13 protein-coding genes are annotated in these 15,859 nt (G+C 76.3%); 3 read left to right on the top strand and 10 right to left on the bottom strand.

Annotated features, from left to right (window positions below; genetic code table 11):
- Positions 1–68: 68 nt before the first annotated feature.
- The 3 genes from RND61_RS13455 to RND61_RS13465 form a co-directional block, all read right to left on the bottom strand.
- On the bottom strand, positions 69–3,140 hold the full coding sequence (locus RND61_RS13455) for an SMC family ATPase (protein ID WP_315878148.1): 3,072 nt from the start codon (positions 3,138–3,140) through the stop codon (positions 69–71).
- Positions 3,137–4,315 (bottom strand): exonuclease SbcCD subunit D, encoded by a 1,179-nt coding sequence (locus RND61_RS13460; protein ID WP_315878149.1) that lies wholly within the window; start codon positions 4,313–4,315, stop codon positions 3,137–3,139. Before RND61_RS13460 ends, RND61_RS13455 begins: the two co-directional genes overlap by 4 nt.
- 183 nt (positions 4,316–4,498) lie before the next feature.
- Entirely contained in the window at positions 4,499–5,125 is a 627-nt protein-coding gene (locus tag RND61_RS13465; RefSeq protein ID WP_315878150.1) for a YigZ family protein, read from the bottom strand.
- Between the two features lie 406 nt (positions 5,126–5,531).
- Here RND61_RS13465 and RND61_RS13470 point away from each other — a divergent pair, with 406 nt between their 5' ends.
- Complete coding sequence (locus RND61_RS13470; RefSeq protein ID WP_315878151.1) at positions 5,532–5,945, top strand: CoA-binding protein; 414 nt, start codon at positions 5,532–5,534, stop codon at positions 5,943–5,945.
- Positions 5,946–5,956: 11 nt separating this feature from the next.
- On the opposite strand, the gene RND61_RS13475 is transcribed toward RND61_RS13470, so the two are convergent.
- From RND61_RS13475 to RND61_RS13495, 5 genes are all read right to left on the bottom strand, one after another.
- Complete coding sequence (locus tag RND61_RS13475) at positions 5,957–7,159, bottom strand: sugar ABC transporter permease (protein WP_315878152.1); 1,203 nt, start codon at positions 7,157–7,159, stop codon at positions 5,957–5,959.
- A complete protein-coding gene (locus RND61_RS13480; protein ID WP_315878153.1) occupies positions 7,156–7,938 on the bottom strand; it encodes an ATP-binding cassette domain-containing protein in 783 nt (260 codons plus the stop codon). Before RND61_RS13480 ends, RND61_RS13475 begins: the two co-directional genes overlap by 4 nt.
- 26 nt (positions 7,939–7,964) lie before the next feature.
- Positions 7,965–9,095, bottom strand: a complete 1,131-nt coding sequence (locus RND61_RS13485) for a sugar ABC transporter substrate-binding protein (protein WP_315878154.1) — start codon at positions 9,093–9,095, stop codon at positions 7,965–7,967.
- Positions 9,096–9,101: 6 nt separating this feature from the next.
- Positions 9,102–11,630 carry a SpoIIE family protein phosphatase gene (locus RND61_RS13490; RefSeq protein ID WP_315878245.1) on the bottom strand — a complete coding sequence of 843 codons (2,529 nt, stop codon included), beginning with the start codon at positions 11,628–11,630 and terminating at the stop codon, positions 9,102–9,104.
- Between the two features lie 298 nt (positions 11,631–11,928).
- A complete protein-coding gene (locus tag RND61_RS13495) occupies positions 11,929–12,672 on the bottom strand; it encodes an acyltransferase (RefSeq protein WP_315878155.1) in 744 nt (247 codons plus the stop codon).
- Positions 12,673–12,812: 140 nt separating this feature from the next.
- On the opposite strand from RND61_RS13495, the gene RND61_RS13500 reads away from it, so the two are divergent.
- On the top strand, positions 12,813–13,349 hold the full coding sequence (locus tag RND61_RS13500) for a gamma carbonic anhydrase family protein (RefSeq protein ID WP_315878156.1): 537 nt from the start codon (positions 12,813–12,815) through the stop codon (positions 13,347–13,349).
- A 38-nt stretch (positions 13,350–13,387) separates the two neighbouring features.
- Here the strand turns inward: RND61_RS13500 and RND61_RS13505 are convergent, their stop codons facing one another.
- On the bottom strand, positions 13,388–14,071 hold the full coding sequence (locus tag RND61_RS13505) for a DedA family protein (protein ID WP_315878157.1): 684 nt from the start codon (positions 14,069–14,071) through the stop codon (positions 13,388–13,390).
- Between the two features lie 178 nt (positions 14,072–14,249).
- Positions 14,250–14,702 carry a DUF4442 domain-containing protein gene (locus tag RND61_RS13510; RefSeq protein WP_315878158.1) on the bottom strand — a complete coding sequence of 151 codons (453 nt, stop codon included), beginning with the start codon at positions 14,700–14,702 and terminating at the stop codon, positions 14,250–14,252.
- A 94-nt stretch (positions 14,703–14,796) separates the two neighbouring features.
- Between RND61_RS13510 and RND61_RS13515 the strand changes: the two genes are divergently transcribed.
- Positions 14,797–15,846 (top strand): hypothetical protein, encoded by a 1,050-nt coding sequence (locus RND61_RS13515; protein ID WP_315878159.1) that lies wholly within the window; start codon positions 14,797–14,799, stop codon positions 15,844–15,846.
- The last annotated feature ends 13 nt before the right edge of the window (positions 15,847–15,859 follow it).

The raw sequence follows: 15,859 nt of genomic DNA on the forward strand, positions 1-15,859 counted from the left end.
GGCCGGTGGCGGCGGGTGCCGTGTGCTCGTCGCCACCGCCCCGCCCGGTGGGCCGCCGGCCCCCTCGGTCAGGCGCCCGCGCCCTCGCCCGTCCTGAGCCGCACGCGGGAGCCGTCGCGCCCCTTGACGACCTCCAGTTGCGTGGGGATGCGGCGGCGCAGGTCGGGGACGTGGCTGACGATGCCGACGCTGCGGTCCCGTTCGCGCAGCGAGTCGAGGACGTCCAGGACCTCGTCGAGCGTCTGGTCGTCGAGGCTGCCGAACCCCTCGTCGATGAAGAGCGTGTCGAGCCGGACGCCGCCCGCCTCGTCGGTGACGACGTCCGCGAGGCCCAGCGCCAGGGCGAGGGAGGCGAAGAACGTCTCACCGCCCGAGAGCGTCGCCGTGTCGCGCTCGGCGCCGGTCCACGCGTCGACGACGTGCAGGCCGAGACCGGCGCGCTTGCCGCCGCTGCGGGCGTCGGAGTGGACGAGGGTGTAGCGGCCGGACGACATGCGCTGCAGCCGTGCGGTGGCCGCGGCGGCGACCTGTTCGAGACGGGCGGCCAGGACGTACGACTCCAGGCGCATCCGCCGCTCGTTCTCGGCGGAGGTCCCCGCGGTGAGCGCGGCGAGCCGGGCCACCCGGTCGTACTCGACGCGCAGCGGGCCCAGCGCACGGACCTCGTCCGCCACGCGCGCGGAGAGCCGGTCGAGTTCGGCGCACCGGTCGCGGTGGGCGGCGAGCGCCGTGGCGGCGGCGCGGGCGGCGCGCTCGGCGGCTTCGTGGGCGGCGGACGCGGCCGCGACGTCGGCGGGCGGCCCCTCGGCGGCGGCGCGCGCGGCGGGCTCGGCGAGCCGGTCGGCGACCACGGCGGCCTCCGCCTGCCAGGCGTCGGCACGGCGTTGCAGGTCGCGCCGCGCGGCGTCGTCGAGGAGGGCGGCCGCGGCGGCGTCCGGCGTGGCGAACCCGGCCCGGTACGCGGCGTCCGCGAGCCGGGCGTCGGCCTCCTTGAGCCGCTGCGCGGCGGCCTCGGCGGCCCGTACGGCGTCGGCGGCGGCGTCGAGGACGGCCACCTCGCGTTCCAGGACGGCCGCCCGGCGGGCGACGGTGCCGCCGCCGTCGCCGAGGACCCGGGCCAGGTCGGCCTCGCGGGCCGCCTGCTCCTGGTCGAGCGTCTCGCGCCGGGAGGCCCGGGCGGCGGCGCGCACCTCCGCCTGCCGGCGTTCCTCGACGCGCCGGGTGTGCTCCTCCTCGGCCCGCTCCAGCGCTTCGCGCGCGGGGTGGCTGTCGGCGGCCAGTCCGCGCGCCTCGGCGTGCTCGCGCTCCAGTTGTGCGACGAGGTCCTCCAGCGCGGCGGCGGCCGGGGCGGGCCGGTCCCCGTCCGGGCCCGCCCCGGCGCCGGGAACGCCGGGTGGCGGCTCCTCGACGGCCTCCGCCGCCGCGGCGGCGAGGGCTTCCCGTACGGCGGCCAGGTCCCGTTCGGCGGCGGTGCGCGCCTCGGCGGCGCGCACGTGCGCCTCGTACGCGCCGGCCTCCGCGGCGCGGTCGACGTGGTCGGCGGTGGGCCGTGCGGGCGACGGGTGCTCGGCGGAGCCGCAGACCGCGCAGGGGGCGCCCTCCTCCAGGTGGGCGGCGAGTTCGGCGGCGATGCCGCGCAGTCGGCGTTCGCGCAGGTCGAGCCAGGTCTCGTGGGCGGTGCCGGCTTGTTCGCGGGCGGTCGCCAGGCGGGCTTCGGCGGCGGCCGCGTCCTTCGCGAGGGCGTCGCGACGCAGGGCGGCGGCCAGGCGGCGCCGGGCCGGGGCGAGCTGTCCGAGGAGGTGCTCGGCGCGGGCGGCGGCCTCGCGGGCGGCGTCGACCCGGTCGAGGAGGGCGCTCCGGGCGGCGTCCCAGCCCGCCAGCCAGTCGGCGGCGTCCTGGAGGGCCTGGTCGTCGGCGCGGGCCTGCCGGTCGAGGTCGGCGCGCTCGCGGGCGATCTCCACGAGGCGCTGTTCGGCGCGGCGGGCGGAGTCGAGGCCGCCGAGCTCCTGGCGCCGCGTCCGCGCGAGGCGGGCGAGCAGGTCCGGCCCGGCGTCGGCGAGGTCGCCGGGGAGGGCGGCACGGGCGCGGTCGCGGGCGGCGCCCGCGGCGCGGTGCTCGCGCTCCGCCTCGTCGCGCAGGGCGAGCGGCCCGGCCACCCGTTCGGCCTCGCGGGCCTGGTCGAGGCGGGCCCGCCAGGCGTCGTGCTCGGCCCTGCGCTCCTCCAGGGCGGCGGCGCGGCGGCGGGCGTCCTCGTACCGTTCGCGGAGGGCGGCGAGGTCGCGCCGCTCGTCGAGGGTGCGGCGGGCGGCCTCCCGCCGGGCCTCGGCGGCGGCCAGGGCGAGTTCGGCGGTGTCGAGGGCCTCGCGGGCGCCGGAGCGGGCGACGGCGGCCCAGCCGAGGACGGCGTCGGCGAGGCCGGGGTCGCCGGGCCCGCCGTCGGGTGCGGGCCAGCCGGCGGCGGCGTCACCGGCGGCCTGCGCCATGCGGTGCGCGAGGGCGAGGAGCCGCTGGTCGCCCTCGCGGACCCGCTGTTCGGCGGCGCGGCGCAGTTCGGCGAGGCGCTCCTCGACGGCGGCGAAGCGGCGGGTGCCGAACAGCCGGCCGAGGAGCTTGCCGCGCGCTTCGGCGTCGGCGCGCAGGAAGCGGGAGAAGTCCCCCTGGGGCAGCAGGACCACCTGGCAGAACTGGTCGCGGCTCATGCCGACGAGTTGGACGACCTCCTCGCCTATCTCCTGGTGGGAGCGGCTCAGGCCGTTCCAGGCGCCGGCGTCGGGGTCGTACTCGCGCAGCCAGGACTGGGCCTTCTCGGTGGTGAAGCCGCTGCCGCGCTTCTTGGGGCGGGGCTGGGCGGGCCGCCGGGTGATCTCCAGGCGGCGGCCGGCGACGGTCAGGTCGAGGACGACCTCGGTGGCCGTGCCGGCGGGCGCGTGGTCGCTGCGCAGCGAGGCGCCGGGCGCCTGCCGGGCGCCGGGGACGGAGCCGTACAGGGCGAAGCAGACCGCGTCGAGCACGGAGGTCTTGCCGGCGCCGGTCGGGCCGTGGAGGAGGAACAGGCCGGCGGCGGAGAGCGCGTCGAAGGCGACCTCCTGGGTGGTGCCGAAGGGGCCGAAGCCGGTGACGCGGAGCCGGTGGAGCCTCACCCGCCCACCTCCCGCTCGCGCACGGCGAGGTCGGCGCGGACGTCGGCGAAGGCGCTGCGCAGGGCGGCCCGCTCGTGGGCGTCGGGCCCGGCCCCGCCGCGGACGTGGGTCACGAAGTCCTCCGCGATCTGCTGGTCGGTGCGCCCGCGCAGGCGGCGGGCGTAGGAGAGGAGGTCGTCGGCGGTGTCGGCGCGCTCGGGGTCGAAGACGAGGCTGAGCGTGTGGGGGAAGCGCCGGGCGAGCCGGGTCATGGGCTCGGCGGGGCGCACGGGGTCGGTGAGGGTGGCCTCGACCCAGGCGTCCTCGTGGCGGTCGAGGGCCGGGTCGGCGAGGAGGTCGTCGAGGCGGCCGCGGATGCGGGCGAGGGGGCGCGGGACGGGGCAGTCGACCCGCTCGGCGGTGACGCCGCCGTCGGGGGCGAGGTCGACGAGCCACATGGTCTTGCGGTGCCGCCACTCGGAGAACGAGTAGGCGAGGGGCGAGCCGGAGTAGCGGACGCGGTCGGTGAGGGCCTGGGCGCCGTGCAGGTGGCCGAGGGCGACGTAGTCGACGCCGTCGAAGACGCCGGCCGGTACGGAGGCGACGCCGCCGACGGTGATGTCCCGCTCGCTGTCGCTGGGTTCGCCTCCGGCGACGAAGGCGTGGGCGAGGACGACCGAGCGGGTGCCGGCCGGGCGGGCCGCGAGGTCGGCGCGGACGCGGTCCATGGCGGCGGCGAGCACGGCCTGGTGGCCGGCCTTCGGCGCGCCGAGGCGTTCCCGTACGAGGGCGGGTTCGAGGTAGGGAAGTCCGTAGAAGGCGACGTCGCCGTGGGGCGGGTCGGGGAGGACGACGGGGGTGCCGATGCCGCCGGGGTCGGTGCGCAGGTGGACGCCGGCGCGCTCGATGAGGCGGGCGCCGACACCGAGGCGGCGGGCCGAGTCGTGGTTGCCGGAGATCATCACCGTGGTCACGCCGGCGTCGGCGAGCCGGTGCAGGGCCGTGTCGAACAGCTCCACGGCGGTGAGCGGCGGTACGGCGCGGTCGTACACGTCACCGGCGACGAGGACCGCGTCCACCTCGTGGTCGCGGACGGTGGCGACGAGGTGGTCGAGGAAGGCGGCCTGGGCGTCGAGGAGGCTGACGCGGTGGAAGGACCGGCCCAGGTGCCAGTCCGATGTGTGCAGAAGTCTCACGGTTCCGCTCCGCCCCCCTGTGCCGTTGTACCGCCGTGCCGCTCGTCCGCCTCCCGGGCCTAGGCAAGTCTGCCATCCGCGCGGAGGTGCGCCGCGCGCCGGTGCGGGGCGGCGGGCGGCGGGCGCACCGCGGCGGCGGACGGGGCGGCGGGCGGGGCGCCGCGGCGGGGAGCGGGCGGGCGGTCAGCCGTCGCCGTACGCCTCGCCGCCGAGCTCCAGCGCGGCCGTGCCGGCGGTGGCGTCGGCGAGCCAGCCGCGGAAGGCGTCCACGTCGGCGTCGGGCAGGCCGACCTCGATGCGGACGGCGTCGGCGTACCGGACGTCGCGGACGGACCGGCCGGCGGCGCGCAGGTCGTTCTGGAGCTTGCCGGCCCGCTGGTGGTCGACGGTGACGGTGACGATCCGGAACCGGCGGCGGGTGACGGTGCCGAGGGCGTCGAGGGCCTCGCCGACGACGCCGCCGTAGGCGCGGATGAGGCCGCCGGCGCCGAGCTTCACGCCGCCGTAGTAGCGGGTGACGACGGCGGCGACGTACCGCACGTCGCGCCGCAGCAGCATCTGGAGCATCGGCACGCCGGCGGTGCCGCCCGGTTCGCCGTCGTCGCTGGCCCTCTGGACGGCGGCGTCGGCCCCGATCACGTACGCGAAGCAGTTGTGGGTGGCGGTGGGGTGTTCGCGGCGGACGCGGGCGACGAAGTCCTGGGCCTCCTGCTCGGTCGCGGCGGGGGCGAGCGCGCAGAGGAAGCGCGATCGGTTGATCTCGGTCTCGTGCACGCCCTCGCGGGTCACCGTCAGGTACTGCTCCTGCATCCCGCCACCCTAGCCGTGCCCCGGCGCGGCCCCCTCCGCGGCGTCCCGGGCGGCCCGCCCGGCGAGGCGGCGCCGTGCGCCGTCCCGGGCGGGGGGCGCGCTTGCTCACGCCGGTGAGGATCGTGCGGAGCGCCGCCGTCCCGGGCGGGCGGCGGGTCGCGTGGCCGCCTCCCGGAGGGCGTACGGACCGGGGCCCCTCGCGGTCCGGTCCGGGGCGGGGCGGGCACGGCGGGGGCCTCCCGGCGGGCCGCGGCCGGGAGGCACGGCGCGGATCGGGCAGTGGGGCCGCCCGTGAACGGATGGCCACGCTCTCCGTGTCACGCGTGTGGCGGATCCTCCGGAATGCCGGGCGCCGCACGCTGGTTGACCGCACGGAGAGAGCCCCCAGGCAGGCAGGAGACGGCACGTGTACGGCGATACGGAGACCATCCGCAGGATCCTCACCGAGTCCGGCGACACCTGGGCCGTGGTCGGCCTGTCCACGAACCGGTCGCGGGCGGCGTACGGCGTGGCGGCCGTGCTGCGGCGGTTCGGCAAGCGGGTCGTGCCGGTGCACCCGAAGGCGGAGACCGTGGACGGCGAGCGGGGGTACGCCACGCTGGCGGACGTCCCGTTCCCGGTGGACGTCGTCGACGTCTTCGTCCACAGCGGGCTGGCCGGGGACATCGCGGACCAGGCGGTGGCGAAGGGCGCCAAGGCGGTCTGGTTCCAGCTCGGCGTCGTCGACGAGGAGGCGTACGCGCGGACCCGGGCGGCGGGGCTGGACATGGTCATGGACCGGTGCCCCGCGATCGAGATCCCCGCCCTCGGGCTCGGCTGAGGCGCCGGGCCCTACGCCCGGCCGTGCTCCTTGCGGGTGCGCCCCGCCACCGTGTCGATGACGACGGCCGCCAGCAGCACCCCACCGGTGATCATGAACTGGACGGCCGACTGGATGCCCAGCAGGGACATCCCGGAGGCGATCGACTGGATGACGAGCATGCCCAGCAGGGCGGACCAGGTGGTGCCGCGGCCGCCGAAGAGGCTGGTGCCGCCGATCACGGCCGCGGCGATCGCGTTCATCAGCAGCAGGCTCGACCCGGACGTCTGGCCCACCGACGTGATCCGCGAGGCGAGGAACAGCCCGCCGATCGCGGCCATGGTCCCCGACAGCATGAAGACGGACACCCGCACGCGGACGACGTCGATCCCGGCGCGCCGGGCCGGCTCGCCGCCACCGCCGCCGAGGGCGTACACCTTCCGCCCGTACCGGGTGCGGCGCAGCACCAGGTCGAGGCCGCCGACGACGACGAGGAAGGCGAGCAGGGCGAGCGGCAGCCCCTGGAACCGGTTGAGCACGTGCGCGGCGGAGAAGGCGACCAGCGCCACCGCACCGGTCCGCACCGCGATCTCCGTCAGCGGCCGGTGCGGCAGGCCGGCCGCCCTGCGCCGCCGCCGGTCCCGGTGGTACACGAGGAAGCACAGGACGGAGCCGACCGCCGCCAGGCCGTACGCGGCGGCGACCTCGTGGAAGTAGTGGCCGGTCAGGTTGCCGACCAGGCCGTCCTCGTCGAGGTTGAGCGTGCCGCTGGTGCCCAGGACGTACAGCATCAGGCCGTTCCAGCCGAGGAGCCCGGCGAGGGTGACGACGAAGGACGGCGCGCCCACGCGGGCGACGAGGAAGCCGTGCAGGGAGCCGATCGCCGCGCCGCAGAGCACGGCGATCACGACGGCCGGCCACTCCGCCACGCCGTGCCGCACGTGGAGCACGGCGAACAGGGCCGCGGCGAGGCCGCTGACGGACCCGACCGACAGGTCGATCTCGCCGATCAGCAGGACGAAGACGATGCCGACGGCGATCATCCCGGTGCCGACGATGTCCACGCTGAGGTTGGACAGGTTCCGCGGCGCGAGGAAGTTGCCGTTGAGGAGCTGGAAGACCGTCCAGATCACGAGGACCCCGATGACGACGGGCAGGACGCCCACCTCGCCGGTGCCCAGCCGCCGCCCGGCCGCCCCGGCGGCGCTCCTGAGGGCCCGCCGGAGGCCGGTCACCGCTCTCCCCCGCGCGCGTGCGGGGCGCGGCGGACGGTGCCGGGGAAGCTCGTGACGCCGGTGACGGAGGAGACGATCTGTTCCTGCGAGGCGGTGCTGACGTCGAAGAAGCCGTTGTTGCGGCCGAGGTGGAGGACGGCGACGCGGTCCGCGACGGCCTTGACGTCACCCATGTTCTGGCTGATCAGGAGGACGCCGGTGCCCCGGTCGCGGAGCGTCTCGACGAGGTCGAGGAAGCGGCTCGTCTGTTGGACGCCGAGGGCGGCGGTGGGTTCGTCGAGGAGGAGCAGGCGCGGCTCCCCGACGAGCGAGCGGGAGATCGCGACGGTCTGCCGCTGCCCGCCCGACAGGGTCGCCACCCGGGCCCGCGGGTCGGGTACGTGGACGGCGAGCGAACCCAGCAGGTCGCGGGTCCGGCGTTCCATCTCGACCTCGTCGAGGAGGCCCGACCGGCGCAGCTCGCGGCCGAGGAACAGGTTGCCGACGACGTCGAGGTTGTCGCAGAGCGCCAGGTCCTGGAAGACCGCGGCGATGCCCAGGGCATGGGCGTCGTGGGGGCGTCTCATCCTCACGGCGCGGCCCTCCCACCGGATGGTCCCCTCGTCGGCGGGGGCGACCCCGGCGATCACCTTGACGAGGGTGGACTTCCCGGCGCCGTTGTCGCCCATCAGGGCGACGACCTCCCCGGCCCCGACCTCCAGCTCCACGTCGGCCAGCGCCTCGACGGCGCCGAAGCGCTTGCAGATGCCGCGCAGGGCCAGCAGGGGTGGGACCGGCACCGACGACCACCTCCTTCTCCGCCCGATTACACGGTGAGTCCGGCCTTCGCGCACGCCGACGCGTACTTCGGGGTGCAGATCTGCGCGATCGTGTACATCCCGCCCCTGACGACCGTGTCGCGCACGGTGTCCGCGGTGACGGGCACCGGGTCGAACAGGACGGCCGGCACGCCCCGTACGGTGGCCTCGTCGCCGCCCTCCGGGTCGATGGCGTCCGGCGGGTCGCCGCGGCCGAGCGCGACGGCCATCTCGGCGGCGGCGTCGGCCATGGGCTCGAACGGCTTGTACACCGTCATGTACTGCTCGCCGGCGACGATCCGCCGGATGGCGGCGAGGTCGGCGTCCTGCCCGGTGACCGGCGGCAGCGGCTCGACGAAGTTGGCCTTCAGCGCGGAGACGACGCCGCCGGCGAGCCCGTCGTTGGCGGCGTACACGCCGTCGATGCTCCCGGCGCCGAGCGCGGCGACGGCGCCGGACATGCGGGCGTGGGCGATCTCGGGGCGCCAGCGGTCCGTGTCGTACGCCTTGGCGATCCGCACCCTGCCGTCCAGGACCTCGCGCGCACCCCGCTCCAGGGCGATGGCGTTCGGGTCGGCCGGGTCGCCGTTCACCATGACGATCCGCCCGCCGTCCGCCTCGGCGCCCATGGCCCGCAACAGCGCCTCGGCCTGGAGGCGACCGGTCTTCCGGCCGTCGTAGGAGACGAAACCGGAGACCGGCCCGTCGGCGAGGCGGTCGTACGAGACGACGGGGATGCCCGCGTCGGCGGCCTTGGCCACCGAGGGGCTGAGGGCCCGGGAGTCCACGGGGTTGAGGACCAGGACGTCGACCCCCGCGGTGATCATGGAGTCGAGCTGCTGCTTCTGGGTGGCGACGCCGCCCTGCGCGTTGGCGTGGTCCACGGTGCACCCCGGGCAGACCTGGCGGATCCTCGCCTCGATCAGCGGCCGGTCGAAGCTCTCCCAGCGGGCGGTGTGGGTGTCGGGCAGCAGCAGTCCGATGCGGGGCGTGAACTCGGTGCGCGTGGAGCTCGGGCCGCCTTCCAGGTGCGCCTGCTCGGCGGTGCCGCAGCCGACCAGCGCGACGGCGAGCGCCGCCGCGGCCGCGGCGGGGGCGGTGCGCGGGCGGTCGCGCCCGCGCTGCTTCGTACGGAACACTCCTCCTCACCCTCCTTCGCGTCCGGAGCCGTACGGGAGGGGGCCGGTGGCCGGGGCGGCGCCGGCAGCCGCGGCGGCGGTGTCCGGGCGGGGGCCGCGGGCGACGGCGAGCTCGCTCCACACCTGCTTGCCGCCGCTGACCGGTACCGATCCCCACGACTCCGACACGGCCTCCACCAGGAACAGTCCGCGGCCCCCGGTGGACTCCCAGTCGGCCGCCACGGGCTTGGCGGGGGCCCGGGGCGAGGCGTCGGTGACGGCGGTCCGCAGCCTGTCCCCGGCGAGCGTCAGATCGAGGCGTACGGCCCCCTGCGTGTGCACCAGGGCGTTGGTGACGAGCTCGGAGACGACGAGCAGCGCCGTGTCCGCCTCCTCGGCGACGCCCCAGCCGCGCAGGGTGCGGGCGGTGAAGCGGCGGGCGTGCATGACGGCGTCGGGCAGCCGCCACACGGTCCAGCCGGCGCGGATGGGCGGGGTGCCCATCCCGTCGTAGCGCATGAGCAGCAGGGCGACGTCGTCGTCGCGGCGGGTGCCGTCGCCGAGGATCCGGTCGGCCACGCGCCCGGGGTCGGCCGGGTCGGCGCCGGAGAGCAGGGCGCGCATCCGGAGCATGCCGTCCTCCAGGTGGAGGCTGGACGACTCGACCAGTCCGTCCGTGAGCAGCGCGAGGACCGTGCCGGGGGTGAGGCCGACGGCGGTGATGGGGTAGTCCGCGTCCGCGAGGACGCCGAGGGGGAGGCCGCCCTCGGTGGCGACCTCCTCCGCCGTGCCGTCCGGGTGGCGCAGCAGCGGGGCGAGGTGTCCGGCGCGGACGAACCAGGTGTCGCCCTCCTCCATGTCGAGTTCGACGTAGCAGCAGGTGGCGAAGAGGTCGGTCTCCATGCCGACCAGGAGCCGGTTGGCGTGCGAGACGACGACGTCGGGCGGGTGTCCTTCGACCGCGTAGGCCCTGATGGCGGTACGGATCTGGCCCATGATGGTGGCCGCTCCGGCGCTGTGCCCCTGGACGTCCCCGATGACGAGGGCGACCCGGCTCTCGGAGAGCGGGATCACGTCGTACCAGTCGCCGCCGACCTCCAGGCCGGCCGTCGCGGGCAGGTAGCGGGCGACGGCCACTCCTCCGGCCAGCTCGGGGAGCCTGCGCGGCAGCAGGCTGCGCTGGAGGGTGGTGGCCAGTTCGTGCCGGGCGTCGAAGGCGTGGGCGCGGCGCAGGGCCTGCCCGGCCAGGCCGGCGGTGGCGGTCAGCAGGGACCGCTCCTCGGCGCCGAACTCGTGCGGCTCGTCCCAGCCGGCCAGGCAGGCGCCGATGACGCGGCCCTCGGCGGGGAGCGGCAGGAGGGCCAGGCCGCCGGGTCCGACCCCGGCGAGCGCCGGTTCGAGTTCGGCGCCGGCCGGGACCAGGCCGACGCGGACCTCCCGGAGCGCGGCCGCGAGCGTGGGCAGGGAGCGCAGTGGGGTGTCGGGCCACTCCGAACGCCATTCGGAGCGCCAGATCCCGGGCCAGGCGCCGGGCTCGGGCGGGTCCAGGGCGGTGACGACGAGCCGGTCGGCCTCCAGGCCGGCGACGGCGACGCGGTCGGCGCCGACGAGGGGGTCGCGCAGGGTCTCGACGACGACGCGGGCGACGTCGCGGGCGGTCATCGTGGCGGCCAGGGACGCGGACAGCCGCTGGACGAGGGAGACCTCGTCGGTGCCGGGGCGCAGCGACGACGCGTCGACGACGATGCCGAGGACCCGTTCGGGGCGGCCGGCGGGGTCGTCGAGGACGCGGGAGCGCAGCCGCAGCCAGCGCAGGTCGCCGGCGGGCCGGCGGACGCGGAACTCCAGCTCCCGGCCCACCGAGGTGTTCTTGCCCGGTTCGACCAGGGACATGAGCGCGGGCAGGTCGTCGGGGACGGCGTGGGCGAGGAGCGTCTCGACCCGGCCGTCGAAGCCGCCGGGGGCGATGTCGACGAGTTCGAGCATCCGCGCGTCGGCGCTGATCCGCCCGGTGCGGAGTTCGAGGGTGAACGCCCCGACCCGCTCCGCGTCCAGCGCCTGGCCGGGCATGAGCTGGTACGCGACCTGCGAGCCCTCCCGACGCGGTACCGACCCCGGCGGCACGGTCCCGCCGGCGCCGCTCGCGACCGTGTAGGCCGTCCCCGGCCCGCCGCCCGCCTCCAGGCGGGCGGCGACCTGCTCGGCGTACAGCTCCATGAAGCCGCGCCGGTCGGTGTCGAAGCCCCGGCCGGTGTCGTCGACGACGATCAGGCAGCCGAGCCGCCGGTCGTCCGTGCCGACGGGCAGCACGCCCAGCGCCGCGTCGGGCGCGAGGGCCGCGGGTACGTCCTCCCGGCGGGCGGCGAGCTCGGCGGCGGTGGGCCACAGGGGTCGGCCGCCGCGGAAGGCGTCGGCGACGGCGGAGCGCCCCGACACGGCGTACCCGCCCGGCCAGCCGGGCAGCGCCCCGGAGTCCTCGACCGGTCCGGCGAGGCGCAGCTCGTGGCCGCCCTCGCTGAGGACGTACACGGCGGCCAGGGTGGCTCCGGCGAACATCGGCGCGCGCCCGGCCGCGGGGCGGCCGGTGTCGGTCGGCCGCACGGTGCCGGGGGCTCCGCCCGCGAGGTCGGCCCGCGGTCCCGGAGCCCCAGCCGCGGCGCCGCCTTCGCTGGACACTTCGCCATCACACCTCACCCTCCATACTGGGCGTCCGTGCAGGAGAGGGGCCAGTCAGACGGTCCGGCGGGGTGGCGCCGGGCTGGTCGGCGGGCGGGGCGACGGGCTGGTCGGCGGGCGGGGCGACGGGCGCGGGTCCCGCGGCCGACCGGGGCGGCGGGGGCCGGTGCCGCTCCGCTCAGCGCCCTTCCCCGTGTGCCAGCGCGGCCAGTTGCGCGGCGGTGACGTGCTCCGGGATCGGTACGGGCGGGGGCGTGCGCAGCGGGGGCTGCCAGCCGCCCTCCGGGTCCCAGCGGCGTACGACGCGGGCCGGCGCCCCGGCGACGACCGCGTGGTCGGGCACCTCGCCGCGGACGACCGCCCCGGCGGCGACCACGACGTTCCGGCCGATCCTGGCCCCGGGGAGGACCACCGCGCCGGTGCCGAGCCAGCAGCCGGGACCGATCTCGACGGGCGCCGAGCGCGGCCACTGGCGGCCGATCGGCTCGTGCGGGTCGTCGTAGCTGTGGTTGGTCGAGGTGATGTAGACGTACGGCCCGCAGAACGTGTTCGCGCCGATGGCCACCGGCGCGTCCGCCACGACGTGGCTGCCGCGCCCGAGGACGACGCCGTCGCCGAGGGTCACCACCGGGTCGGGGCCGAGGTCGAGGCCGGGCAGCATGCCGGCGCTGAGCGTCACCTGCTCGCCGATGATGCAGCACTCCCCCAGCTCGATCCACGCCTCGCCGAAGACCGTGCCCTGCGGGAACGCGAGCCGGGTGCCGGCGCCGATCCGGCGGAACCTCAGGGGCCCGGGGCGGTCGGCGGTGACGGAACCGGTCTCCTGCACCCAGCGCCAGCCGCGGTGCACCGCGGCGGAGAGCACGCGGCGGCGCCACGCGGCGAGCGGCGAAAAGGAGAACATGTTTCTGTTCCTGGGCACCCGGCCACGGTAGTGGCCGGGTCGACCGCCGGTCAGTGCGCGACGCTGTGATGTTCGCCCCACCGACGAAGCGGCGCGCGCGGTGGCCTACGGTTCCCCCGGGCGCGACGACGAACCCCAGCGCACGAGGGAGCGACGGAATGACGGAACGGCCATTGATCACCGCCGTGGGCGGCAAGGAACCGGAGGTGGCCAGGACCGCCTTCGCCGCGCCCACCTCCGTCGTGGTCGGCGAGGTCGTGATGGGGCCGGGGTCCAGCGTCTGGTACCACGCCGTGCTGCGCGCGGACTGCGGTCCGATCGTCCTCGGCGCGGACAGCAACGTCCAGGACAACTGCACGGTGCACGTCGACCCCGGCTTCCCGGTGACGGTCGGCGAGCGCGTGTCGGTCGGCCACAACGCCGTCCTGCACGGCTGCACGGTGGAGGACGACGTCCTGATCGGCATGGGCGCCACGGTCCTCAACGGCGCGCACATCGGCGCGGGCTCCCTCGTCGCCGCGCAGGCACTCGTCCCGCAGGGCATGCGGGTCCCGCCCGGCTCGCTCGTCGCGGGCGTCCCCGCGAAGGTCAGGCGGCAGCTGACGGACGAGGAGCGCCAGGGCATCAAGGTGAACGCCGCGATGTACGGGGACCTGGCCCGGGCACACCGCGAGGCGCACGCCGCGGGGACCTGACCGGTACCCCCGCGGCGCACGCCCCGGCGCCGTCCCCGTCAGTCGGCCGCGGCCGCGGCGGGGACGGGGTCGTGGTGCGGCCCGGCGGCCGCGGCGGCGCGCTCGGCCTCGGCCTTCTCGGTCGCCTTCCTGGCGCGGTGCTTCAGGACGAGCATCGAGGTGACGCCCACCGCCACGGCGAGGACGAGGCCCAGCCAGGAGAACCGCTTCAGCCACGCCTCGGCGACGACGCCCACGGAGTAGACCACCGCCGTGGTGCCGCCCGCCCAGAGGATGCCGCCGAAGACGTTGGCGACGAGGAACTTCCAGTACGGCATGCGCAGCACGCCCGCCAGCGGCCCGGCGAAGATCCGCAGCAGGGCGACGAACCGGCCGAAGAAGACGGCCCACATGCCCCACTTCTCGAACGACCGCTCGGCCATCGCGATGTTGGCCTCGCTGAAGTGCTTGGGGAACTTCCCGCCGAGCCAGGCCAGCAGGGGGCGTCCGCCCTTGCGGCCGATGGCGTAGCCGATCGAGTCGCCGATGATCGCGCCCGCCGTGGCGCAGGCCCCCAGGACGTACGGGTTGATGTCCCCGTGCTGGGAGGCGAGGAGAGCGGAGCTGACGAGGACGATCTCGCCCGGCAGCGGGATGCCGAGGCTTTCCAGCCCGATCACCACACCCACCAGGATGTAGATGCTGACCGCGGGGACGGTCTCGAGCCACTCCTGGACGTGCAACGCCGGTTCCTCCGTATCGACGAGTGACCTCTGGGGCCAGGCAGCCTACCGGGTCACGGGGAGGCCCGGCCCGTGCGCGGGCCGGGGCCACGGGAGGAGACGCCGGCCCGCCCGGCGGGGTTGCCCGCGCCGGGCGGGCCGTACGACGGGGCGGCGGACCTACGACGGGCCGGGCCGGTCAGGCGCGGGGGCGCAGCGTCCAGGTGATGGTCATCTCACCGGTGACGGCGCCGTCCTCGCGCGTGATCTCGACGCGGACGGGGAACTCGGGGCGCCGCCCGGCGTCCAGCTCGGCCACGACCTCTTCGCGGGGGCGGCCCAGGGTGGCGGTCGCGGTGACGGCGCCCATGGCGAGCTTCCTGTAGCCGATCTCCGCCCTGACGGCGAGCGGGACGGCGCGGCCCGTCTGGTCCCCGAAGGCACCGATGACGACGGCGCCGCTGGCCGACTCGCCGAGCGTGAACATCGCGCCGGCGTGCGGGCCGCCGACGTGGTTGTGGAAGTCCTCCTGGTCGGGCAGGCGCAGCACGGCGCGCTCGGCGGTCGCCTCGACGACCTCCAGGTTCAGGGTCCTGGCCATGGGGACGGTGGCCAGCAGCATCTCGCCGATGTTCGGCATCGTGTCGGACATGCGCCCGAAGTTACCAGGCAGTAGTTTCGGCGTGAACCCTCCGCACGGGACCGGACGTGGCACCCGTCACCCCTCCCCTCTATGGTTACAGCCCATGTGGCCAGGACAGCAGCCGCCCGGGGGCGAGCAGAACCCGCAGGACCAGAACGCGCCGAACCCCTATCAGCAGCCGGGGTACCAGCAGCCGAACCCCTACCAGCAGCCGGGGTACCAGCAGCCCGGTTACCCGCAGGCGGGGTATCCGCAGCAGAACCCGTACCAGCAGCCGACCGTGCCGCAGTACGCGGTGCCCGGGCAGCCGCCCGGCCCGCCGGTGCCGCCGGACGGCGGCGGGAAGAGGACCGCGGTCGTCGCGGCCGTCGCGGCCCTCGTCGTCCTGGCCGCCGCCGGCCTGACCGGCTACCTGGTCCTCGGCGGGGACGAGGAGCAGCCGGCCGCCCGGGGCGGCTCGTCGCCGTCCGCGAGCGCGTCCGCGCCGTCGGCGCCGGTCGAGCAGCCGGCGCAGTCGCCCTCCGGCAACCCGCGGGACGGCTCGGCGGCGCCCAAGCCGTCCGTCCCCGGCTGGAAGGTCGTCCACAACCCGAAGCGCGACACCCTCTTCGACATCCCGCCGGACTGGGAGGCGCTCGGCTCGGGCATGGCCACCGGCTTCGAGGACGAGAAGGCCGGCGACGGATCGCCCGTCGTCACCATGTCGGCACCCGGCCGCTACAAGAGCGAGTGGTGCACGTACGACGACGACAAGGACGGCACCGCCGAGAAGTGGAGCCTCGCCACGGCCGGCACGAAGGGCGGCCAGGGCGCGAAGGACACCGCCGAGGCCGCGTACAACGAGGCCGGCAGCTGGGTGTGGGCGGGGTACGCGCAGACCGAGCCCAAGGGCACCGTCAAGATCACCAAGGCCGTGCCGTACACCACGAAGTCCGGTCTGAGCGGCCACGTCGCCACGGCGACCGCCCTCAACACGAAGCACGAGAACAAGTGCGACACGGACGGCAAGTCCCTCGCGTTCTCCTTCAAGAACGCCAAGGGCGACTTCGTCTCCTGGGTCATGTACGCGAACACGGGCATCAAGGACGAGGTGCCGGACGAGACGATCCGGAAGATCCTCAGCACCGTCCGGCTGGCCGAGACCACTTCGTAGGGCGTCGGCCGGA

This window comes from Streptomyces tamarix, from assembly GCF_032423885.1.
Lineage (GTDB): Bacteria > Actinomycetota > Actinomycetes > Streptomycetales > Streptomycetaceae > Streptomyces > Streptomyces tamarix.